Annotated in this window: 24 protein-coding genes and 1 pseudogene; 12 read left to right on the forward strand and 13 right to left on the reverse strand. The window is 63.7% G+C overall.

Translation table 11 applies throughout. The features are described from left to right. Positions 1 to 21: 21 nt before the first annotated feature. The 7 genes from EJ077_RS09020 to EJ077_RS09050 all read right to left on the reverse strand — a co-directional run bounded on the left by EJ077_RS09020 (position 22) and on the right by EJ077_RS09050 (position 5,584). Positions 22 to 879, reverse strand: a complete 858-nt coding sequence (locus EJ077_RS09020; protein WP_127280141.1) for a carbohydrate ABC transporter permease — start codon at positions 877 to 879, stop codon at positions 22 to 24. After that, the gene (locus EJ077_RS09025) at positions 879 to 1,802 is read right to left on the reverse strand and encodes a carbohydrate ABC transporter permease (RefSeq protein WP_208701308.1); all 924 of its coding nucleotides are present in this window, start codon (positions 1,800 to 1,802) and stop codon (positions 879 to 881) included. The genes EJ077_RS09020 and EJ077_RS09025 overlap by 1 nt, the downstream gene beginning before the upstream one ends. A 313-nt stretch (positions 1,803 to 2,115) precedes the next feature. Next, positions 2,116 to 3,363, reverse strand: coding sequence for an ABC transporter substrate-binding protein (locus EJ077_RS09030; protein ID WP_208701309.1), 1,248 nt, complete (start codon positions 3,361 to 3,363; stop codon positions 2,116 to 2,118). A gap of 62 nt (positions 3,364 to 3,425) precedes the next feature. After that, entirely contained in the window at positions 3,426 to 4,469 is a 1,044-nt protein-coding gene (locus EJ077_RS09035) for a LacI family DNA-binding transcriptional regulator (RefSeq protein ID WP_208701311.1), read from the reverse strand. A gap of 250 nt (positions 4,470 to 4,719) precedes the next feature. Continuing rightward, positions 4,720 to 4,986, reverse strand: a complete 267-nt coding sequence (locus EJ077_RS09040) for a DUF1488 domain-containing protein (protein ID WP_208702950.1) — start codon at positions 4,984 to 4,986, stop codon at positions 4,720 to 4,722. Then, entirely contained in the window at positions 4,983 to 5,237 is a 255-nt protein-coding gene (locus EJ077_RS09045) for a hypothetical protein (RefSeq protein WP_208701313.1), read from the reverse strand. Before EJ077_RS09045 ends, EJ077_RS09040 begins: the two co-directional genes overlap by 4 nt. 14 nt (positions 5,238 to 5,251) lie before the next feature. After that, positions 5,252 to 5,584 carry a hypothetical protein gene (locus EJ077_RS09050; protein ID WP_208701315.1) on the reverse strand — a complete coding sequence of 111 codons (333 nt, stop codon included), beginning with the start codon at positions 5,582 to 5,584 and terminating at the stop codon, positions 5,252 to 5,254. Between EJ077_RS09050 and EJ077_RS09055 the strand changes: the two genes are divergently transcribed. Further along, a complete protein-coding gene (locus EJ077_RS09055) occupies positions 5,565 to 6,062 on the forward strand; it encodes a GAF domain-containing protein (protein ID WP_208701317.1) in 498 nt (165 codons plus the stop codon). The two genes, EJ077_RS09050 and EJ077_RS09055, sit on opposite strands and share 20 nt — an antisense overlap. A 189-nt stretch (positions 6,063 to 6,251) precedes the next feature. Here the strand turns inward: EJ077_RS09055 and EJ077_RS09060 are convergent, their stop codons facing one another. Continuing rightward, entirely contained in the window at positions 6,252 to 7,313 is a 1,062-nt protein-coding gene (locus EJ077_RS09060; RefSeq protein ID WP_208701318.1) for a YeiH family protein, read from the reverse strand. 145 nt (positions 7,314 to 7,458) lie between these two features. Then, a complete protein-coding gene (locus EJ077_RS09065; RefSeq protein ID WP_208701320.1) occupies positions 7,459 to 7,836 on the reverse strand; it encodes an ester cyclase in 378 nt (125 codons plus the stop codon). Between the two features lie 35 nt (positions 7,837 to 7,871). Between EJ077_RS09065 and EJ077_RS31995 the strand changes: the two genes are divergently transcribed. The 9 genes from EJ077_RS31995 (at position 7,872) to EJ077_RS09110 (ending at position 15,073) form a co-directional block, all read left to right on the forward strand. Beyond that, complete coding sequence (locus tag EJ077_RS31995; RefSeq protein ID WP_208701322.1) at positions 7,872 to 8,105, forward strand: hypothetical protein; 234 nt, start codon at positions 7,872 to 7,874, stop codon at positions 8,103 to 8,105. Positions 8,106 to 8,467: 362 nt separating this feature from the next. After that, positions 8,468 to 8,953 (forward strand): GNAT family N-acetyltransferase, encoded by a 486-nt coding sequence (locus EJ077_RS09075; protein WP_208701324.1) that lies wholly within the window; start codon positions 8,468 to 8,470, stop codon positions 8,951 to 8,953. A 2-nt stretch (positions 8,954 to 8,955) separates the two neighbouring features. Continuing rightward, positions 8,956 to 9,339, forward strand: coding sequence for an ACT domain-containing protein (locus EJ077_RS09080; RefSeq protein WP_208701326.1), 384 nt, complete (start codon positions 8,956 to 8,958; stop codon positions 9,337 to 9,339). A 166-nt stretch (positions 9,340 to 9,505) separates the two neighbouring features. Then, positions 9,506 to 10,939, forward strand: coding sequence for an aldehyde dehydrogenase family protein (locus tag EJ077_RS09085; protein ID WP_208701328.1), 1,434 nt, complete (start codon positions 9,506 to 9,508; stop codon positions 10,937 to 10,939). A gap of 249 nt (positions 10,940 to 11,188) precedes the next feature. Further along, complete coding sequence (locus tag EJ077_RS09090) at positions 11,189 to 11,599, forward strand: MbcA/ParS/Xre antitoxin family protein (RefSeq protein ID WP_135920691.1); 411 nt, start codon at positions 11,189 to 11,191, stop codon at positions 11,597 to 11,599. Beyond that, complete coding sequence (locus tag EJ077_RS09095; RefSeq protein WP_208701330.1) at positions 11,593 to 12,291, forward strand: RES family NAD+ phosphorylase; 699 nt, start codon at positions 11,593 to 11,595, stop codon at positions 12,289 to 12,291. The genes EJ077_RS09090 and EJ077_RS09095 overlap by 7 nt, the downstream gene beginning before the upstream one ends. Before the next feature lie 162 nt (positions 12,292 to 12,453). Next, entirely contained in the window at positions 12,454 to 14,505 is a 2,052-nt protein-coding gene (locus EJ077_RS09100) for a tetratricopeptide repeat protein (protein ID WP_208701332.1), read from the forward strand. A gap of 216 nt (positions 14,506 to 14,721) precedes the next feature. Then, positions 14,722 to 14,970 (forward strand): tetratricopeptide repeat protein, encoded by a 249-nt coding sequence (locus EJ077_RS32750; RefSeq protein ID WP_208702951.1) that lies wholly within the window; start codon positions 14,722 to 14,724, stop codon positions 14,968 to 14,970. After that, complete coding sequence (locus EJ077_RS09110; RefSeq protein WP_208701334.1) at positions 14,912 to 15,073, forward strand: hypothetical protein; 162 nt, start codon at positions 14,912 to 14,914, stop codon at positions 15,071 to 15,073. The genes EJ077_RS32750 and EJ077_RS09110 overlap by 59 nt, the downstream gene beginning before the upstream one ends. Before the next feature lie 229 nt (positions 15,074 to 15,302). Here EJ077_RS09110 and EJ077_RS09120 read toward each other — a convergent pair whose 3' ends face one another. Continuing rightward, positions 15,303 to 15,878, reverse strand: a complete 576-nt coding sequence (locus tag EJ077_RS09120; protein WP_208701336.1) for a DUF308 domain-containing protein — start codon at positions 15,876 to 15,878, stop codon at positions 15,303 to 15,305. Between the two features lie 209 nt (positions 15,879 to 16,087). On the opposite strand from EJ077_RS09120, the pseudogene EJ077_RS09125 reads away from it, so the two are divergent. Continuing rightward, positions 16,088 to 16,992: pseudogene (locus tag EJ077_RS09125) on the forward strand (AraC family transcriptional regulator). Positions 16,993 to 17,029: 37 nt separating this feature from the next. Here EJ077_RS09125 and EJ077_RS09130 read toward each other — a convergent pair. Continuing rightward, entirely contained in the window at positions 17,030 to 17,479 is a 450-nt protein-coding gene (locus tag EJ077_RS09130) for a universal stress protein (protein WP_208701338.1), read from the reverse strand. A gap of 413 nt (positions 17,480 to 17,892) precedes the next feature. On the opposite strand from EJ077_RS09130, the gene EJ077_RS09135 reads away from it, so the two are divergent. Then, positions 17,893 to 18,474, forward strand: coding sequence for a histidine phosphatase family protein (locus tag EJ077_RS09135; protein ID WP_208701340.1), 582 nt, complete (start codon positions 17,893 to 17,895; stop codon positions 18,472 to 18,474). A gap of 163 nt (positions 18,475 to 18,637) precedes the next feature. Here EJ077_RS09135 and EJ077_RS09140 read toward each other — a convergent pair whose 3' ends face one another. Then, the gene (locus EJ077_RS09140) at positions 18,638 to 19,039 is read right to left on the reverse strand and encodes a VOC family protein (RefSeq protein ID WP_208701342.1); all 402 of its coding nucleotides are present in this window, start codon (positions 19,037 to 19,039) and stop codon (positions 18,638 to 18,640) included. Positions 19,040 to 19,138: 99 nt separating this feature from the next. Further along, complete coding sequence (locus EJ077_RS09145; RefSeq protein WP_208701344.1) at positions 19,139 to 20,182, reverse strand: RNA polymerase subunit sigma-70; 1,044 nt, start codon at positions 20,180 to 20,182, stop codon at positions 19,139 to 19,141. Between the last annotated feature and the right edge of the window lie 36 nt (positions 20,183 to 20,218).

Consider the following 20,218-nt stretch of genomic DNA (forward strand, 5'->3'; position numbering starts at 1 on the left):
GAACTCACTCCATTCGATCGATTACTTGACGGCCCCGGCCATCAGGCCGCGGATGTAGAAGCGCTGCAAAGCCAGGAACAGGATCAGGCAGGGCACCATCATCACGGTGACGCCCGCCTGCACGGCGCCCCAGTCGATGGCGCCGAAGCGGCCCGACTGAAGCGCGGTCATCATCACCGGCAGCGTGAATTTGGACTGGTCGGTCATCAGCACCAGGGCAGCGAGGAACTCGTTCCAGGCGCCAAGGAAGGCAAACAGCGCGATGGTGACGACGCCAGGCCAGACCAGCGGCAGCATCACCTTTATGAGCATGGTGGCGTTGCCGGCGCCGTCCATGCGAGCGGCCTCCTCGATCTCGCGCGGCACCGCGTCGAAGGCGTTGCGCATCATGAAGATCGAGAACGGCAATTGAAGCGTCACATAGACGCCGACCAGCCCGGTCAGCGTGTTGTGCAGGCCAAGCTTGGTCAGCACCAGGAAGATCGGCGTCAGGATCGACTGGAACGGGATCATGATCGTCGACAGGATGAGGACGAAGAACAGGTCCTTGAACGGAAACCGAAACCGCGAGAAGCCGTAACCGGCGAGCACGCTGACAATGACCGACAATATGACGGTCATCACCGAGACATAGATGCTGTTCTGCGCCGAGACCCACAGGCCGTCGCCAAAACTGTTCAGCGTTTGATAGTTCTCGAGCGAGAAGCCCGTGGTCGGCCAGGGCGGCAGCGGTGGCAGGCGCGCCTCCTGCGCCGGCTTGAAGGCCGACAGCACCGTCCACACGATCGGTGCCACGAACAGCACCGAGGCGATGATGCCGGTGGAGTGCCTGGCGAGGCGGGCGGCGAGCTTGCCTCTGGCTGATATCGCCTGCGCCATCAGTCGAGCCCCTCGGGCTTGCGCAGCAGCCAGAGCTGGACGAGGCTGAGCGCCACCAGAATGACCAGCAGCACCATCGACAGCGCCGCGCCATAGCCGAGCTTGAACGACACGAACGACTGGTTGAAGATCCAGTAGACCGCCGTCAGCGTCTGGTTGCGCGGGCCGCCGCGCAGGATGATGTAGAACTGGTCGAAGGCGAGGATCGAGCCCGCCACCGACAGGATCAGCGCCAGCGCCAGCGTGCGGCGCATCAGCGGCAAGGTGATCGCCCGGAATCTGGCGAACGGCCCGGCGCCGTCGATGACGGCCGCCTCCTGCAGGTCTTGCGGGATCGATTGCAGGCCGGTCATCAGGATGATCATGGTGAAGCCGGCGACCTTCCACACCACCATGGCGATGATCGACCAGAAGGCCGGCTGGAAGGTGGCGAGCAGGTTGAACTTCCTGTCGATCAGGCCGAGGTCGTAGGCGGCGGGGCTGAACAGGCCGGAATCGACGTTGAGCAGCCACGACCAGAGCAGGCTCGCCGAGGCAAAGCCGACCACCGCCGGCATGAAGAACATGGTGCGGTAGAGATTGGTGAACGGGCGCGGCCGCTCGATGAAGATCGCCAGCGGAAAGGCGACGGCGAAGATCGCGATGGTGACGATTAGCGTGTAGTAGCCGGTGAATTTCAGCGCGTTCCAGAACCTGGTATCGCGCAGGATTGCCCAGTAATTACCGAGGCCTATGAAGGAATGCTCGCCCATCAGCGGCCAATTGTGCAGCGACATCCACGCCGTCATGCCGAGCGGGATGACGAAGAACAGCATGACGAGCGCGACCGCCGGCGCGACATAGAGCAGGCCGATCCACTGCCGGCGCCCAGCGCCGACGAGCTTGCGGGCGCGGGGCGGTGGGGTGGTTGTGATGGTGGTCATGGCTGGGCGCTCGTTCTTCCTTCTCCCCTTGTGGGAGAAGGTGGATCGGCGCGCAGCGCCCAGACGGTTGAGGGGTGCGCCAAGCAATGAGGCAGGTGCGATTTCGAACTTGTTGCCAAGCTGGCGCACCCCTCATCCGACCTCGCTTCGCGAGGCCACCTTCTCCCACAAGGGGAGAAGGGAGAACCAACCCTCCGACGCTCCGAAGCGGAGATGCAACCGAGTCTTCTCAACGCGATAGCCCTGCCATTTGAACCAAAACAATTTCCGGCCGCCCGCCCAGGGAGACAGGCGGGCGGCCGGCAGGCGAGCGCTACTTCTGCGGCGCCTGGTCGATGATCGACTGCATGGTTTCCTGGGCGTTGGCGATCGCGCCATCGACGTCGTCGCCGAAGAACACCTCGTTGATCATCTGCGTCCATGGGCCGTTGGCGGAGTTGATCAGGTCGTTGAACACCACCGAGTAGGGCGTCTTGCCCTTCGCCATCGCCTCGGCGGCGATCTGGTAGCGCGGATCGAGATCCTTGAGCGCGTCCTTGGCGATGTCGCCGCGCACCGGCAGGCTGCCGTATTTGGCGAGGATGGTCTGGCCCTCGAGCGAATAGGCGAAGTCCAGGAACTCCTTCACCACGGCGAGCTTCTTGGTGCCCTTGGTGACGACGAAATTATCGCCGCCGGCAAAGGACGACCAGTTGCCATCCTTGCCCGGCAGGAAGGTGATGCCGTAGTCGACATTGGGATACTGCGTGTTGAGCGCGCCGATGGCAAAGGCGCCAGAGGGCGAGATGCCGATATTGCCGGCGGCGAAGGCGGCGAAGAAATTGGCGCCGGTGTCGGTCTGCGCACCCGCCGGCACCAGGTCCTTCTTCACCATGGAGCGGTAGAGATCGATGGCGCCACGCAGCTGCGGGCTGTCCAGCGTCACCTTGGAGCCGTCCTCCGACAGGATGTCGCCGCCAGAGGCCCAGATCAGCGGCGTGAAGGTGAAGATGTTGCAGCCGCCGCAATTGCCGGAGAAATAGAAGCCCTTGATGTTGCCGCCAAGCGCGTTGACCTTCTCGGCGTCGGCTTCGATCTCGGCCCAGTTGGTGGGACCTTTCTCGGGGTCGAGGCCGGCCTGCTTGAACAGCTTCTTGTTCCAGATCAGCACCGAGGCGTCAGCCGAGAAGGGCAGGCCGTAAATATGGTCCTTGTAGGTGCCGGTCTTCACATGCGCCGGCGACAGGCTGGCGAAATAGGGCAGGGACTTGGCCCAATCGGTGATGTCCTCGAGCTGGCCGGCGGCGGCGAAGGACGGGGTGTAGATCAGGTCGAGCGACAGCGCGTCGGGCGCCGTGCCGCCGGCGGCGGCGGCACCATATTTCGGGATGATCTCGGCATTGGGGATGATGTCGAGCTTGACCTGGTCCTTGTTCGCCTTGTTGAAGGCGTCGACGATCCTCGGCATGAAGTTCGAGCCGTCGGCGCGCACCCAGATGTTGGCGGTCTCGGCGGCGGCGGCGCCAAGGCCGCCACCCAGAACGGCAGCGGCCAGGGCCAGTTTGGCAATCAGGTTCCTCATGTTCTCCTCCTCCAGGGTTGGCCGCTGTCCGCGGCTTGGCGCCGATCGCGTGGCGCTTTGTTTCAGCCGTCAGGCGGACGGCCACAGGACTGACGCACCACCAGCCGGCACGGCAGTTTTCGAATGCCTGGCGTGGCGGATTGGCCGCCGACCAGGGAAAGCAGGGTCAGGCCGGCCTCGCGGCCCAGGGCGGCGAGGTTCATGTCGACCGAGGTCAGCGGCGGGCGGGTCGCCTCGGCCACGATCTCCCAATTGTCGAAGCCGATGACGCCGACATCATTGGGCACGCCGAGGCCGCGTTCGCGCAGAGCATCGATGACGCCGCGCGCGATCTGGTCGTTGCCGCAGAAGACGGCGTCCGGTTTTTCGCCGTTGCCATCGAACAGTTTTGCCACGGCGTCATGTCCCCAGGCTTCCGACCAGGCGCCGAGCAGCGGCTCGATCACCGGCAGGCCGTTTTCCGTCAGCACGGCGCGGTAAGCCTGAGCCCGTTCGTGCACCACGGCAAAGCTCGCCGGGCCGCTGACATGGGCGATGCGCTTGCGGCCGAGCCGGCGGAAATGCTCGATCGCCAGCCGCGCCCCGCCGCCATCGTCGGAGACGAAGGCGACGGCGTCGGGATCGGGCTGGGTGAAGGCATAGATCACCGGGACGCGCAGGTTGGACAGGTCGACCGGCAAATGGCGGTCGATGCGCTTGCCGGTGGCGATGATGCCGTCGACGCGCTTGTCGAGCATGGCCTCGACATGGAGCTGGCCGAGGCGCGGATCCTCCTCGACATTGCACAGGAACACCGAAACGCCGGCATCGACCAGCGCGTCCGAAATGCCCGACATCAGCGGCAGCGAGAAACGGCCATAAGTATCGTTGGTGAGCAGTCCGACGGTGAAGGAACGTCGCCTCAGCAGGCTCTGCGCCAGGCTGTTGGGACGAAATCCCAGGCTGCGCGCCGTCTCGCGGATGCGCTCGCGGGTCTCGGCCGTCATGCGCCCTTGGTCGTTGAGCGCCTTCGACGCGGTGGCGACGCTGACGCCGGCCCGGGCGGCCACGTCACGCAAGGTGACGGGCTTGGGAAAGACCGGAATTGGCTGATCGTCCGATGCCATCGCGGCAAAAATCCTTAGCTGGGAAAAGGTTTTCCCTATCGGCCGGAATAAGGCCCGGCCAATGGCCGAGCCTGATCGGGACTGTTTGGAAAAACCTTTTCTCAACTCAAGCTAGGGCACATCAAAGACCTGTTCAAGAGAAAAATTGCAGTCGCTGGCGCGATCGGATTTCGCGGGGGCGCGGCCAATCGGTGCCGGGCTCACAGGTCGCCGTGCGCATTCATGGACTCAAGACCGCTTCGGCAGCGTCTCAGCGGAAATCATCCGATGTCAGCACATACAAGCTCTTGTGGGTGCGGCTGTAGGCCTTGGCGGCGACGTCGTGGATAGTGGAGCTCGACCTGTCGAAGGCGGCAAGATAGCCGGTCTCGTCGGCGGTGGTGTCGGGCTGCATCCTGGTCATGGCATCGGCGGCCACGCAGAAGGAAATCTGCAGCGTGCCGTCATGGCCGACGAAGCGAATGCGTTGACCGGCCACGTCATAGCTGCGGCTGCGGTTGGGAAGGGTCAGGCTTATGTTTTGACCCCCGTTGCGGCGGCCTTCTTGGCCACCCGTTTCGTCTTCGGCGTCGGGTTCAGCGCTTCGGCCGCGCGGTCGGCTTCTTCCTTGGCCAGCCGCAACTCCCTCAGCCGTTTCGTCTTGATCTCCCTGGCACGCGCCTCGGACATGTATTCAGCGGCCGCCTTGTTGTGCTCCGCCGTCTTCTTCTGCTTGTCGACGAAGCGGGCTTGGGCTTTTTCCATCAGAGTCTGATTGCCATCGGCCATCGAGCAAATCTCCTTCATGCTGAAATCGTGAAAACGAACTTGTCCGATAAATAGGCGCTCGGCAGGAAAAATTCAATCTTTCGAATTATTTGGCGTTTTGCGGGCACCGAGAAAGCGGGCGCTGAAATAATACTTTTGAGTATTTTCCCGCTGGCCAGATAATCCTTGCTGCCGGGAAATGGAGATCGGGCCGAGGTGCCAACGACGCTATTTCGAACGGAAATCCGTTTCGCACCTTCCTGAAATTGCCTAGGATGGTCCGGTGGTCGTTTGGGTGCAGGGCGTTTGCGGAAAACGGAACCGCGATTCTGAATACGGAGACCAGCCATGTTTGCCCCCAAGGCCATCGACGCCTCCAGCAAGGCCGAATTCTACCGCGACCTCGCCGTGCAACTGAAGGCATTGCTGGAGAGCGAGGGCGATTCCATCGCCAACGCCGCCAACACCTCGGCGCTGATCTTTCAGATGGTGCCCGACCTCAACTGGGCCGGGTTCTACTTCCTGGCATCGGACGAAGAACTGGTGCTTGGCCCCTTCCAGGGCAAGCCGGCCTGTGTGCGCATCGCGGTGGGCAAGGGCGTGTGCGGAACGGCTGTCGAGCTCGGCACCTCGATGCTGATCAAGGACGTGCATGATTTCCCCGGCCACATCGCCTGCGACGCCGACTCGCGCTCCGAACTGGTGGTGCTGCTGGAAGACGAGGAGGGTGTCTTCGGCGTTCTCGATCTCGACAGCCCGACGCCCGGCCGCTTCGACAGTGCCGACCAGGCCGGCATCGAGGCGCTGGCGGCGATCTATGTCGCGGCGAGTTCGTTCGACGATTGAATCCGGTTCACAAACAGATTCAGACAAGGCCTCCTGGAGCGGTTCAGAGTTTGATAGAATCTCTGACCCGCTCTAACTTCTTGTTTTTACGCAACTCCGGACGGAAAACCGCTACGCACTTTTCCTGGAATTGCTCTAAGCCATTGTTTTGACAGATGATGTGTGCCTTCACGCGCAGGGACAGGCGGATCAGGCCAGCTTCACCAGCATCAGGCTGAAGGCGCCGATGAACAGGAAAGCGCAGAAGGCGAGCGCCAGCGGGCGCAGGCCGCGCGAGCGAAGCTGCGAAATGTCGGCCTGCAGGCCCATGGCGGCGAGCCCCATGGTCAGCATGATGGTGGTGGCAAGGACTATCGCCTGCTTCACCTCGGCCGGCACCGCGACCAGGCTGTTCAGCGCCACGACGGCGACGAAGGCGGCGACGAACCACGGCATGGGCGGCCGCGCCGCCGAGGGGTCGCCGCTCTTGCGCCGCGCCGTCAGGCCGAGCGCGATGACCATCGGGGCCAGCATGGCAACGCGCGTCAGCTTGGCGACGGTGGCGATCTCGCCCGACTGGGTGCCGTTCTGGAAGCCGGCGCCGATGACCTGCGCCACCTCATGGATCGAGGCGCCCGCCCACAGGCCGAAGGCGTGCTGGTCGAGGCCGAGCAGCGGCGCCAGCAGCGGGAAGCCGAGCATGGCGACGGTGCCGAACAAGGTGATCGAGGCGACGGCATAGGTGACGTCTTCGTCGTGCGCATCGGTGACGATGTTGGTGGCGACGATCGCCGAGGCGCCGCAGATCGAGGTGCCGGCGGCGATCAGCTGCGCCAGCTTGGCATCGACGCCGATCAGCCGGCCGAGCGTGATGGTGAAGAGGAAGGTGGCGCCAAGGGTCGCCGCCACGATGCCGACGCCGCTGGCGCCGATCGAAACCACCTGGCCTAGCGTCAACTGGAAGCCGAGCAGCACGATGGCGAAGCGCAGCAGGCACTTTTGCGAGAAGGCGATGCCGGCCTTGGCGTGCGCCGGTGTGCCGAGCACATTGGAATAGACCATGCCGGCCACGACGGCCAGGATCATCTGGCTGAACAAGGCGAAGCCGGAGACGTTGCGGGCGGAGAAAGCGACGGCGGTGATCATCGCCACCAGCACGATGCCGGGTATGATGCCGTTGCACAGGGAATCGAGGCGCTTGCGGCCCCGCGCCAGATCGGCGGAAATCCTGCTTTTCGGAATATCGTTCGCAAGACGGGTGAGGGAAGACAATGCAATTCTCCAGGCGGCTATCCCGGGGAAATGCCATTTCACAATCGATCTTTCCAACGAATTATTGTGGTTAGAATGATCTATTTTTACGAACGATCTTTATCCCCTGCGGAGACACTAGCGCCCGGATCGAGGAGCGAAGAGGCTACAGCTGCGCCTCGATCGCCGCCTTGTCGATCACCGACCAGACGTTCCTGATCCTGTCGTTCAGATATTCATAGAAGACGTTCTCGCTGAAGGAGACCTTTTTGCCGTTGATGGGCAGGCCGAAGAAAGTTCCCTTCGGCGTGCAGTTGAACTGGAGGCGGCTGGCGATGAAAGGCGGATCGGAGATCAACAGTTGCACATCGAAATAGAGGTCGGGAATTTCCCGAAAGTCCCGCTCCAGCATGTCGCGGTAACCTGACAATCCGACGCGGTCGCCATTGTAATGCACCTCGTCATGAACGAAGCGGTGCAGCCTTTGCCAATCCTGGTTGTTGAGGCAGTCGATATAGCCTCGATAGAGGTCGGTTTCGGTCACGATGCTGGCTCCGTTGCTGGCGCTTGGACGAGATCATGCTCGACCGGAAGATAGAACGACCATGGGCACAATCCAGACGTTCTACCCCCGATACCGCAACGCATCGACCCCGCAGCGAGAAGGCTGATGTCGCAGTAGGCGTGCGCGCGCTCTACGACCGCGTGGCGATCCCGGCCGATTCCTTCGCCAGGACGATGGTGTTCGCCATGAGCCAGCCGGAGGTCGACATCGACAAGATCCCGTCTAGGCCGACGGCGCAGGAGTGCTGAGACAGCGCTGACAGTTCGATGGCTCGCTTGCGTTCATGACCCATATGCTCGGACGATCGGTGGAAACATCAACCGCGTCGTCATCCTCGGGTCTGCGCCGCGTCGCTACGCTCCTTGCTTCGCCCGTGGATGACGAAGTCGGGGGCTTGGGCCAATCCCCAGATCTTGACGCACCGCTCCTCCTGCTCCAGCTTGGCGCCATGTTCGCTCGCGCGCCCGCCACTTCCAAGCGACGCCGCTTCCGCCCAGCGCGGAGCGGCAGGCTGATTGCGCGACGATAAATCCGGCACGATAGATCCGGTTCGTTCGTTTCCCGCCCCGCCCGCACCATCAGCCGGCGGGGTTTTCATGTCTGGAGCATTGTGATGACAAATCCTTCCATCCGGTTTCGGCCGGCCGAGCCTGCCGACGCCGCCGCGATCAGGGATATCGTGCGTGCCGCCTATGCCAGATGGGTGCCGGTGATCGGCCGCGAACCGCTGCCGATGCGTGCCGATTACGACAAGGCTGTTGCCGAGCATCCGTTCGATCTCGCCGTCGAGGACGGCCGCATCGTCGGCATGATCGAGACTTTGCTCTCCGACGATCACCTCTGGGTCGAGAATGTCTGCGTCGCCCCGCAGGCGCAGGGCAGGGGCATCGGCCGGCTGCTGCTGAAGCGTGCGGAAACCAAAGCGCGCGCGGCAGGACGCGCGGAGCTGCGCCTGTTGACCAACGGCGCCTTCGAAGCCAATGTGTCGCTCTATCGCAAGCTTGGCTATACGGTCGATCGGGAGGAGCCGTTCCTGAACGGAACGACGGTCTATATGAGCAAGCGGCTTGTTGGATGCCCACCAACCGGAGCGTGAGGATGGCTGCCAGGATCAAGCTCAAGCAACTCCCCGGCTTGTATGCGATTTCGCGGCTTCAAGCCGGCGACGGCATTCCCGGCTGGGCGGACGGTCCGGGTTTCGTCAGCATCACCAGAACCGACGACGAGCTCTCGATCACCTGCCTTCAGGATCGCGTGCCGGATGCCGTCAAGCACGATCGCGACTGGGTCGCCTTCAAATTGCAGGGGCCGTTTGCGTTCGATGAAACCGGCATTGTGCTGTCCGTCATCAGGCCGCTGTCGGAAAACGGTTTGGGCATCTTCCTGGTATCGACCTTCGATGGCGACCACCTGCTGGTGAAAGCGACAGACGAGCCCGCGGCGAGAGGCTTTCTGGGCGAGGCGGGTCATACGCTGCTATAGTCCGCTCATCGCTGGCCGCTGATCAACGATTGGCGCTCTGGCTCAATCTCTGGCGCACCGGCTCAACCATTTCGGGGGTTGCGTTTGACAGCGCCGTTCGCGCATCGTTATTTCTAGCCCGATATCACGGCCGGAAAGGCCATGCGGCACCCCCAGGGAGAAAACCATGTCACACAATCTGCAGTTCTATATCGATGGCGCGTGGGTCGATCCTGTCCTGCCAAACACGCTCGGCGTCATCGATCCGTCGAATGAAGACGCCTTCGCGCAGATCTCGCTCGGCTCCAAGGCCGATGTCGACAAGGCGGTGGCCGCCGCCAAGCGCGCCTTCAGCACATACGGTTTCACCTCAGTCGAGGAGCGCCTCGATATCCTCAATCGCGTCATCGAGGTCTACAAGAAGCGCAGCAAGGACCTGGCGCTTGCCGTGTCGCGCGAGATGGGCGCGCCGCGCCAGATGGCGCTCGACAGCCAGGTGGGCGTCGGTCTCGCGCATCTGCAGAAGATGGCCGAGACGCTGAAGACTTTCCAGTTCCGCCACGTCAAGGGCAACCATCTCGTGGTCAAGGAGCCGATCGGCGTCGTCGGCCTGATCACGCCGTGGAACTGGCCGCTGAACCAGATCACCTGCAAGGTGGGTCCGGCACTCGCCGCCGGCTGCACCATGGTGCTGAAGCCGTCCGAAATCGCGCCGCTCGACGCCATCATCTTCGCCGAGATCATCGACGAGGCCGGCGTGCCGAAGGGTGTGTTCAATCTCGTCAACGGCGACGGCCCGGGCGTCGGCCAGGCGCTGTCCAGCCATCCCGACATCGACATGATGTCGTTCACCGGTTCGACCCGGGCCGGCATATTGGTGGCCAAGGCCGCCGCCGACACCGTCAAGCGCGTGCATCAGGAACTCGGCGGCAAGTCGGCCAACATCCTGTTTCCGGATGTCGACCTCGCCATCGCCGTTTCCAAGGGCGTCGCCGGCTGCTTCGGCAACAGCGGCCAGTCCTGCAACGCGCCGACGCGTATGTTCGTGCCGCGCGACCGCCACGACGAGGCCGCCGGACACGCCAAGGTCGCGGCTGAAAAATTCACCGTCGGCCCGGCCGACGGCGCCAACACCAAGCTCGGCCCTGTCGTCAGCCAGCTCCAGTTCGACAAGATCCAGGACCTGATCCAGAGCGGCATCGACGAGGGTGCGACGCTGGTCGCCGGCGGCCCCGGCCGCCCTGCCGAACTCAACCGCGGCTACTATGTCAGGCCGACCGTGTTCGCCGACGTCACTCACGACATGCGCATCGCGCGCGAAGAGGTTTTTGGGCCGGTGCTGGCGATCCTGCCCTACGACACGGTCGAGCAGGCCGTCGAGCAGGCCAACGACACCGTCTATGGCCTTGCTTCCTACATCCAGGCCAAGGACCTGCAGAAGGCCCGCGACGTGGCGGCGCGCATGCGCTCGGGCAATGTCTACATCAACTATCCCCAATGGGACGCTGGCCTGCCTTTCGGCGGCTACAAGCAGTCCGGCAATGGCCGCGAATATGCCGAATACGGGCTCGAGGATTTCTTAGAGATCAAGGGCATCGCGGGCTATGAGGCGGCGGAGTAAGCACTGCGCTCGACTTCCTCGCCCCCGCAAAGCGGGGGAGAGGTGGCCGCGAAGCGGTCGGAGAGGGGGCTGCGACGTTGGCGGGCTCGCGCTGAGTTGATGCCAAGTCGGCGCTGCCCCCGCTCCGTCTCGGCTTTGCCGAGCCACCTCTCCCCCATTTCATGGGGGCAAGGAACGCAAGTCCTGATGGGTCATTCCTTGCCAATTGGCAGATACATGCTATATATCTGCCATTAGCGAGGTCTAAACATGCAGCTTCAAGCCATCACCACCACGCCGGCCGCAGTCGGCTCAGCCATTTCGGATGAAGAGGCCGGTGCGCTCGCGCGCACCACGGTCAATCTGTTCAAGGCGTGGAACCTCACCGACTTCGAGGCCTGCGTCCTGCTTGGCGGGATTTCGGCGCGCACCTGGGCGCGGTGGAAGGAGGGCGCCGTCGGCCGGATCGACCGCGACCTGCGCACCCGCATGGCGCATCTGATGGGCATCCACAAGGGGCTGCGCTACCTCTTCACCGAACCGGCGCGTGGCTATGCCTGGATCCGCAAGCCGAATGCCACCTTCGGCGGGCAATCGGCGCTCGACCTGATGCTGCGCGGCGACATCTCCGATCTCGCGGCGATGCGCGAATGGCTCGACGCGGAGCGTGGTGCATGGTGAGTGGGCTTGCGGTCCGGCGCCGCGTCCACTGGCCCCAGACCTATCGCATCATCCGCTCCATCCATCCGCCGATCGACCTGTTCGAGGACATTGCCGACCCGCGCGACTGGGAGGCGCTGGCCGCCGTCGAGGAGAAGACCAACCCGCGCATCCGGCTCGAACTCGGCGATCTCGGCAAGGTGCCGGCCGCAAGGCGGGTTTCGGGCCCCGGCGCCAGCTTCGTCATGGCGCCTTTCGTGCATTGCTCGACCTTACGCCCCGGCCGTTTCTCGGACGGCAGCTACGGCATCTATTATGCCGGCGACAGCGAGGACGTGGCGCTGGCCGAAACCATCCACCATCACCAGAAATTCATGCGCGCCACCAATGAGGCGCCGGGCTGGACGGCCGATTTCCGCGTGCTGATCGGCAGCGTCGACCGCGACCTCGACGACGTCAACGCCGTGCCCGGCGTGCTCGACCCCGACGACTACACGGCGTCGCAGGCGGAAGGGCGGGCGCTGCGAGCCTCGGGAAGCGACGGGCTGGTGTGGAACAGCGTGCGCATGCCAGATGGGGAGTGCGTCGGCATCTTCTGGCCCGATGTCATCGGTGTCCCGGTCCAGGGCCGCCACTACAGTTACCACTGGGACGGCGGCCGCGTCGATTTCGTGCGCCAGCATGATACCGGCAAGGTGCTCGAAGTGGTGTGAACGTGGCCGAGATGGAGCCTGGCTGATTGGATTTCTTTTTAACGGTGACTTGCGGCGATCAAGAATTTGCCTGATCAAGTCCGTGTAAGTCCAACAACCGGCAAGTGTGGTTCAAACTCCGCTGACATGATGCTTCATAGATTTCCGCGATTGGTTGCGGGTGTGCGGCGGCTTCTCGCCGGTTCCGCTATCCTGCTTGCGCTGGGTATTCCCGCCATGGCTGGAGGCCCCGAGGATTGCGCCAACGACAAGCTCGATACCGCCAAGCGGATTGCCGCCTGCAAGGTCGTCATCGAGGACAAGGCGGCGACTTCCAGCGACCGGGCGCTGGCCTTTTTCAACCGCGCCAACGCATTGGCGGATATGGGCGCCTATGATTTTGCCATTGCCGATTACGGCGAGGCGATCAAGCTCGATCCGAAAGACGCCGACGCGTTCAACAACCGTGGGCTCGCCTGGGGCTACAAGCGGGACTACGACCGCGCCCTGGCCGATTATGACAAAGCGCTGGAGTTCAACCCACAACTCGCTGTCGCCTACAGCAACCGGGGCATGATCTGGAACGACATAAAACACGACCATGCCAAAGCCATCGCCGATTTCGACAAGGCGATCAGTCTCGATCCGGGGAACAGCGGTGTCTACAACGTGCGCGGCAACGCCTATCTGCGCACGGGCGACTATGACCAGGCGATCACCAGCTACAACCAGGCAATTTTTCTCGATCCCGAGGATGCGGACCAGTATTACAATCTCGGGCTGGCATGGGCCTCCAAGGGCAATGCGGAACGCGCCATCGCCGATTACAGCCAGGCGATCAGCCTCGAACCGAACCATGTCCAGGCCTATCGCTGGCGCGCCGATGCCTGGGTCAAGCGGGGCGACAGCGACCGTGCCGTCGCCGACTATGACCAGGCCATCCGCATCGATCCCAGGGACGCCGAGACGTTCCGCCACCGGGCCGACATCTGGCGCGGCAAGAAAGATTACGATCGTGCCATCGCGGATTACGGGCAAGCCATCGACGCCGATTCAAGAGATGCGGTGGCCTACAATAATCGTGGCTGGACGTGGTCGCTGAAGAACGACCCCGACCGCGCCATGGCGGATTTCGACGAGGCGATCAGGTTGGATCCGAATTACGCCAGGGCCTACAACAATCGCGGCCTGATCTGGTCCGAGAAGGGCGACCTCGACCGTGCCATCGCGGACTACGACCAGGCAATCATCATTACGCCTGGAGATGCCTGGATCTACAATGACAGGGGCCGGGCCTGGGCGTCCAAGAGCGAATATATCCGCGCCATTTCGGACTACAACGTCGCCCTCATGATCAAGCCCGACATGGCCGTCGCTTTCAGGAACCGTGGCTGGGTGTTCAGCCGCAAGGCCCAGTACGACAGCGCGATCGCCGACTATGACCAGGCGATTCGGCTCGACCCGAAATACGCCGTTGCCTACAGGGGCCGGGGCTGGGTGTGGGGCCGCAAGGGCCAGTACGACCGGGCCATCGCGGATTATAACCGGTCGATCAACCTCGAACCCAAATATGCCGATGCCTATGGCGGCAGGGGCCGTGTCTGGCTGTACAAGGCCGACTATGAGCGCGCCCTGTCGGACTGCGATCAGGCCGTCAGCCTCGGCCCGAAAGATGCCTCGGCCTTTGCGTGCCGTGGTCTCGTGCGGTTATACAAGGCGCAGTACGATCAGGCCTTCGCCGACTACGACCAGGCGATACGCCTCGATCCCAGGGATCCCGGCACCTATGGCGACCGGGGGCTGCTGAGCTTCTATTCCGGCTCGCCCGAAAAGGCGCAGGCCGACTTTGAACAGGCGGCCGCGATCGATCCCGACGGTGCGTATAATGCTTATTATGCGATTTGGATCGATCTTGCGCGGCGGCACATCGGGCTGCCGGGCAATTTGGGCAACGTCAGGCTCGACGCGACGAAATGGCCGGCTCCGGTGGTTCGCCTGATGCTGGGGCGGCAGACGCCTGAAGCCACGCTGGCCGCCGCCGACGATCCGGACGGCACGACGAAAAACGAGCATCTGTGCGAGGCGCGTGTCTTCGTCGCGGAGTTCCAGCGGCTGCAGCATCGCGACGACGAGGCCTTGCGCCTCTACCGGCTCGCGCTGCGCGACTGCCCCCGCGATTTTACCGAATACACCGCGGCGTTCGCCGCCATGCGGGCGATGGGCAAGGCGCCATGAGGTTGCATTGGCGGTCATGCCGCTTTGGCGGTGCTCGCAACACTCGCCACCACGGCGATGGCAGCCGGGAAGGATCATGCCGATTGCGTCAACGAAGGGGTTGAGCCGGCCTGCAAGATTGCCGCCTTTACAAAAGCGGAAGCCGTGGACAATCGCCCCTCGGCTTAATTTTATCGCGGCAATGCGCTCGCGGCACAAGGCGACTACGACCGGGCGATCGCCGATTACGATCAGGTGATCGCTCTCCATCCGGGTCTTGTCAGCGCTTATCAAAATCGCGGCCTCACCTCCGTGCGCAAAGGTGACTATGACAGTGCCATAAAGGGCGGTTCCGAACGCCTGATCGCCGACTACGAGAAGGCGCTCAGCCTCGATCCGAGCGACGCCGGAGCCTCCGGCCGGTCAGGTGTGCGAGGCCAATTTCTATACCGCCGAGTTCGATCGTTTGCAGGCCCGCAGCGATGAAGCCCTGCGGCTCTACAAGGTCGCCGCCAGCGCCTGCCCCAGGGGTTTCATCGAATACCGCGCCGCCATTGCCGGATTGCGCGCCATGAGCAAGGCGCCGTAAGGGCGATTCACACCGGCGCCGCCGCCAGCGTCCCTGCCGGCGCTAGCCGGCATGGCCTTCGGCCATGCGCTGCGCCAGAGGATGAACGTCGAGACTTTTCGCACGATGTTCTTCGCCGGCTTGCTGGCGCTCGGGGCCTATCTCGCGCTGGAGGCTGCGCTGCGGCTCTAAAAAAGCCAGGCCCCAAACCTCTTTCGAGTGTTTCGGCGGGGCCTGGCACTCTGGAGAATCAAGCGGTGCGCTTGCGTGCCTGCATGACGCTCAGCCATATGGCCGAGACGAGAAAATAGAAGGCGCCGAACGCGGCATAGGGCGCGATATCGGTGATGCCGGGCGTCGCGGCGCCGATCGCCTGTTTGATGAAGAAGCCGCCGGCGAGCGCCGACTGCGCACCGCTCAGCACCATTGCCCATTGCGCGCCTGCCCGCCAACGGCGCACGCCGGTGGCAAGCTGGAACAGGCCGGAGAGAATGGCCCACGCCCCGAACACCGCCAGGACCGCGTGCGGGCCCTGTCCAAGGGCGATCAAGACCGCGATGGCCGTGATCGTGCTGACCGCCGCGTTGAGCGCCTGGCTGGGATTGGCCTTCAGGCCGCCGCTGCGCTGCGCGTCCAGAATATTGGCGATCGCGTCCCAGGCGGGGTAGGCGACCAGGAGTATCGCCGCGACCGTCGGCGCGCTTTTGCCGAGGGTGAAGGCCGCCGCCACCCAGGCGACCGAAAAGCCGGCCCGGAGGAAATAGTATGACTTCAGCCACTGCGATGCGGCAACGCCGCTTGGCGCCTGGATGGTTTGAGTGCTCATTGGAAATTCCTGTCTTGTTGAGTGGCCCGAGGGTGAGAGGCGGCGGGTTGACCCGCTTGATCACATCCTTGGGGGTTGGATGATTGGAACAGCTCATTCTCGCGCCCTCGGCGCGGGAATGGCTTTGATCCAAGGCGAAAACAGCGCATAATCAACGGGAAATGCGCTATCCTTGCCAAGGAATGTATGAGAACCGGTCGGCTATCTCCATGATTGAATCGCCTGAAAATTTGACCATTCTTCCGGATGGAGGGCCGCGTGCCGGTGTCTCCGGCGACCTTCTCTCGCATGTTCTGGCGCAGATCAGGCTTACCGGCGACGAGGTTTTTTCACGCACGCTGGCGGAGGCGGAGCTACTCGATCTCGACGAGGGGCAGGCTCATATCGTCGTGGTGACCGCCGGCGCGCTGCGCATGGAGAGCGAGGATCAGGCCGCCGCCGTCATCGAGGCCGGCGACCTCGTGCTGCTGCCTCGCGGTCCCGGCGCGTTGCGGCTGGTGGCGTCGCATCCACGCGTGGCGATCGTCGTCTGCCGCTTCTGGTTCGATCCCGACAGCCTGCGGGGAATGATCTTCGCCTTGCCGCAATGCATTCACATCCAGCGTGCCCAGGGGCAGGGTGGGTCGATGGAATGTTGCCTTTCCTGATGGTCGAAACCAGCGGCGCCCAGCCAGGTGCTGCCTTGATGATTTCCCGCCTCATCGATCTCATGGTCATCCGCACCTTGCGCAACTGGGTCCATGAAGGGCACGCCACGGGCTGGCTCGGCGGGCTTTCCGATGCCCGCATCGCCCGTTCCCTGAAGGCCATCCACGAAAGGCCGCTGCAGCGGTGGAGCATCAATGAACTGGCCGACAAGGCCGGCATGTCGCGTTCGAGCTTCTGCGAGCGCTTCGCCGCGCTCGTCGGACGTTCACCGCTGCGCTACCAGAATGAATGGCGCCTGGGCCTGGCCCGCGACCTTTTGGCCAGGCGGGACGCGCGCGTGGGTGAGATCGGCTTGCGCATCGGCTACGAGTCCGAAGCCGCCTTCAGCCGGGCCTACAAACAGCTCTTCGGGCACCCGCCACGGGTTGAATATGCGCTGACCAATGAACCCGCCAAGCAGCCCTGACCGGCGGCGCCATTTTGTAAAAAGTGAGCTGCGGGACCTACCGCACCACCAGCACCGGGATCTCGGTATAGGACAGCACTTCCGCCGTCTGGCTGCCCAGAAGCAGCCTGCCCAGCCCGCGGCGGCCATGCGAGGCCATGACGATCAGATCGCAGCCCTGCGCCTTGGACAAGTCCAGGATCGCTTCGGCGGGCCGTTTGTCCTCGACATGGACCAGATTGGCGGACACGCCGGCGGCATCGGCGGATGCCTTGCATTTGTCGAGCACTTCCTTGCTGTAGCGGCGCGATTCTTCCTGGTAGACGGCCAGTTCATCGCCGGCGGCGTAGCCGGCCATGGTACCGCCCCAGGCGAAGATCGGGAATTGTTCCGACACGGTGACGAAGGTGACGGCGGCGCCGAGGTCCTTGGCCAAAATGAGGCCCTGGGCGACGCCCTTGCCGGCCAGTTCCGAGCCGTCGGTGGCGATGAGCAGATGTTTGTACATGATGATCCGACCTGTTGTGCCTGATTACTCTCCAACATAGATAGTTATGCCCCCGCGCTCATTCATTGAGCCAATGCGGCGGGGATCAGGGCCAGCGAAGGATTCGATATCGAGAGCTTGGTGTCACCGGCGGCCAATCGTTGGCGCCGGCGCCGCCCCTCATTGCCCTGCCGGGCATTTCTCCCCGTAAACGGGGAGAAAGAAGCTGCCGCAACGCCGCCGTCTCACTTGCAACGCTGCGGATTGGCGAAACCAGCGGCGACAGCGCCCTTCTCCCCGTTTTACGGGGAGAAGATGGCGGTAGCCAGATGAGGGGCAGCGCCAGCGCATCGAGAAGAGGCATGAATTTCGCCAGCCGGATTCCCCTTCGCGGAATCGTCCTCTAAGGTGCCGGCAACTTTGAGAGGCATTCCATGAGCAACGCGTATCCGCAGATCCATCTGGTCCGGCATGGCGAGACGGCATGGAGCCTTTCGGGGCAGCATACAGGCCGCACCGACATGCCGCTGACGTCGGCCGGCGAAGCGGCGGCGCGCGGTGTGGCGGACCGCCTGAAGGGCCTGTCGTTTTCGGAGGTTTGGTCGAGCCCGTCGCAGCGCGCCTACAACACCAGCGTGCTGGCCGGCTTTGGGGCCGCGAGCCTCAAGCTGGACGATCTGCAGGAGTGGGATTACGGCGCCTATGAGGGGCGTACGACGAAAGAAATCCTGGCAGAGCGGCCGGGCTGGAACGTGTTTCGCGACGGTTGCCCGCAAGGCGAGATGGCGGCCGATGTCGGCGCCCGCGCCGACAGGATCATCGACCGCCTGCGCAAGGCCAATGCCGACATACTGATCTTTTCCAGCGCGCATTTCCTGCGCGTGCTCGCCGCCCGCTGGCTCGGCCTGCCGCCCGAGGGCGGGGCGCTGTTCGTGCTCGACACGGCCAGCATCAGCGTGCTGGGCTACGAGCATGATCTGACGGAGCCAGTCGTGCGCAAATGGAACGGGAAGTAGGCAAGCCATATCAACCAGATGTGGTGACGCCTATCGTCTTCGTCATCCAGGGGTCTCCGCGACGGAGCTGCGCTCCTGCTTCGCCCTAGGATGACGACGTGTTGGGTGGCTTTGGCTAATTCCGATGCTGGACGCTAATCAACTCAAACCGCGCGCCCGCCTCCTACCTCTCGAACTTCCTGATCGCCTCGGCGGTGATGGGCTGGAAGAAATTCACCAGATTGCCGTCGGGGTCGCGGAACAGCAGCGAGCGGTTGCCCCAGGGCATGGTGGTCGGCTCCTGCACGGTCGTCTTCTTGATGAGGTCCGACAGCCGGGCGAATTCGGCATCGACGTCGCCGACGCGGAATTCGAGGATGGCGGTGTGGTTGGCAGCGGGGCGGGCGATGTCGCCGCCGAACAGCATCAGGGTGCGCGTGCTGCCGATCGCCAGCGTGCAGGCCGAGGTCGCCAGTTCGGCGAAGTCTTCCGTGTATACGGTCACCGGCATGCCGGTGATCTCACCGTAGAAGCGCACGAGGCGCTGGACATCCGACGTGATGATGCGGACAGAGACGAAATTCATCGCATTGGCTCCTTGATCTCGAAGCCGCGAGCGGGCTTCCCAGCCGATGCATAGACCAGGCCTCCTGACAGCTCTCTGTCAGGAGAGGCGTTGCGACGGTTACGCTTGCGGTTCGGTCCAGACCGGCGGCAGGCCGAAAGCCGCGAACAAATCGGGGCCGAGCGGGCCGACATAGATCGTCAGCGCGGTGATCTGGCCGTCGGCCGGCTCGATGACGTGCAGCGATTGCGCACGCCATTCCAGGTCGTGAAACCGCTGCGCGTAGATCGCGACGGCGGGCTGGCCGTTGGCCCTTGTCGCGACCGCGCGATAGCCGGCGAAATTGTTCCACACGGTCTTGAAGAAGTCGTGGATCGCCTGGCGCCCCTGATACCAGTCGTGCCATGGCGGCATGTGGTAGGTGGCGTCTTCGCGCAGCAGTTCGATGAAGCCGTCGAGATTGGCGGCCTCCCAGGTCCTGATATAGCGTTCGAGCAGCAGGTCCTCGTCGGGGCTTGGCCGCGCGCGCTGCAGTGGCCGCCCCTTGGGGAAGCGTTCGCCAAGGGTGGCGCGCGCCCGCTGCAAGGCACTGTTGACCGACGCCGTCGAGCCGCCCAGCAATTGCGCCGCCTCCAGCGCCGACCAGCCGAGCACGTCGCACAGCAAAAGCACGGCGCGCTGCCTGGGCGGCAGAAGCTGGATCGCCGCGACGAAGGCCAGCCGGACGGCCTCACGGGTTTCGTAGCGCGCTTCCGGCCCGGGTGCGCCATCGGCGAGATCCGGCAGCTCGGCGTCCGGGTAAGGTTCCAGCCAGGCGAGTTCGGCGGCCGGCCCGGCGGCGGCGCGGCCTTCTGTCGACGGCCGTGCGGGCTCTTCGAGAATGCGGCGCGCCGACGACCTTGCCTTGATCGCGTTGAGGCAATTGTTGGTGGCAATGGCGTAGAGCCAGCCACGCGGCGAGCCGTGGCCGCCGAATTGCGCGCGGCCGCGCCATGCTTTCAGGAACGTGTCCTGAACAAGGTCGTCGGCCTCGTGCAGCGAGCCCATCATCCGGTAGCAATGCAGCTTGAGTTCGCGGCGGTGGCTGGTGGTCAGGCGCTCGAAGGCAGGCCGGTCGAGGACCGGCCGGCCCGATGGCCCGGAAGCGCCAGGAGCATCTGTCATTTCCAGCCCGCCATGATGATTTCGGGCCATCCTGCG

Source organism: Mesorhizobium sp. M8A.F.Ca.ET.057.01.1.1, from assembly GCF_003952565.1.
Taxonomy (GTDB): domain Bacteria; phylum Pseudomonadota; class Alphaproteobacteria; order Rhizobiales; family Rhizobiaceae; genus Mesorhizobium.

Excerpts from the sequence above, each read along its gene's own strand:
- EJ077_RS09020 (WP_127280141.1), bottom strand. The coding sequence starts at position 879 with ATGGCGCAGGCGATATCAGCCAGAGGCAAGCTCGCCGCCCGCCTCGCC.
- EJ077_RS09025 (WP_208701308.1), bottom strand. The coding sequence starts at position 1,802 with ATGACCACCATCACAACCACCCCACCGCCCCGCGCCCGCAAGCTCGTC.
- EJ077_RS09030 (WP_208701309.1), bottom strand. The coding sequence starts at position 3,363 with ATGAGGAACCTGATTGCCAAACTGGCCCTGGCCGCTGCCGTTCTGGGT.
- EJ077_RS09035 (WP_208701311.1), bottom strand. The coding sequence starts at position 4,469 with ATGGCATCGGACGATCAGCCAATTCCGGTCTTTCCCAAGCCCGTCACC.
- EJ077_RS09045 (WP_208701313.1), bottom strand. The coding sequence starts at position 5,237 with ATGGCCGATGGCAATCAGACTCTGATGGAAAAAGCCCAAGCCCGCTTC.
- EJ077_RS09055 (WP_208701317.1), top strand. The coding sequence starts at position 5,565 with ATGTTTGCCCCCAAGGCCATCGACGCCTCCAGCAAGGCCGAATTCTAC.
- EJ077_RS09050 (WP_208701315.1), bottom strand. The coding sequence starts at position 5,584 with ATGGCCTTGGGGGCAAACATGGCTGGTCTCCGTATTCAGAATCGCGGT.
- EJ077_RS31995 (WP_208701322.1), top strand. The coding sequence starts at position 7,872 with ATGCTCGACCGGAAGATAGAACGACCATGGGCACAATCCAGACGTTCT.
- EJ077_RS09080 (WP_208701326.1), top strand. The coding sequence starts at position 8,956 with ATGGCTGCCAGGATCAAGCTCAAGCAACTCCCCGGCTTGTATGCGATT.
- EJ077_RS09085 (WP_208701328.1), top strand. The coding sequence starts at position 9,506 with ATGTCACACAATCTGCAGTTCTATATCGATGGCGCGTGGGTCGATCCT.
- EJ077_RS09090 (WP_135920691.1), top strand. The coding sequence starts at position 11,189 with ATGCAGCTTCAAGCCATCACCACCACGCCGGCCGCAGTCGGCTCAGCC.
- EJ077_RS09095 (WP_208701330.1), top strand. The coding sequence starts at position 11,593 with ATGGTGAGTGGGCTTGCGGTCCGGCGCCGCGTCCACTGGCCCCAGACC.
- EJ077_RS09120 (WP_208701336.1), bottom strand. The coding sequence starts at position 15,878 with ATGAGCACTCAAACCATCCAGGCGCCAAGCGGCGTTGCCGCATCGCAG.
- EJ077_RS09130 (WP_208701338.1), bottom strand. The coding sequence starts at position 17,479 with ATGTACAAACATCTGCTCATCGCCACCGACGGCTCGGAACTGGCCGGC.
- EJ077_RS09135 (WP_208701340.1), top strand. The coding sequence starts at position 17,893 with ATGAGCAACGCGTATCCGCAGATCCATCTGGTCCGGCATGGCGAGACG.
- EJ077_RS09140 (WP_208701342.1), bottom strand. The coding sequence starts at position 19,039 with ATGAATTTCGTCTCTGTCCGCATCATCACGTCGGATGTCCAGCGCCTC.
- EJ077_RS09145 (WP_208701344.1), bottom strand. The coding sequence starts at position 20,182 with ATGACAGATGCTCCTGGCGCTTCCGGGCCATCGGGCCGGCCGGTCCTC.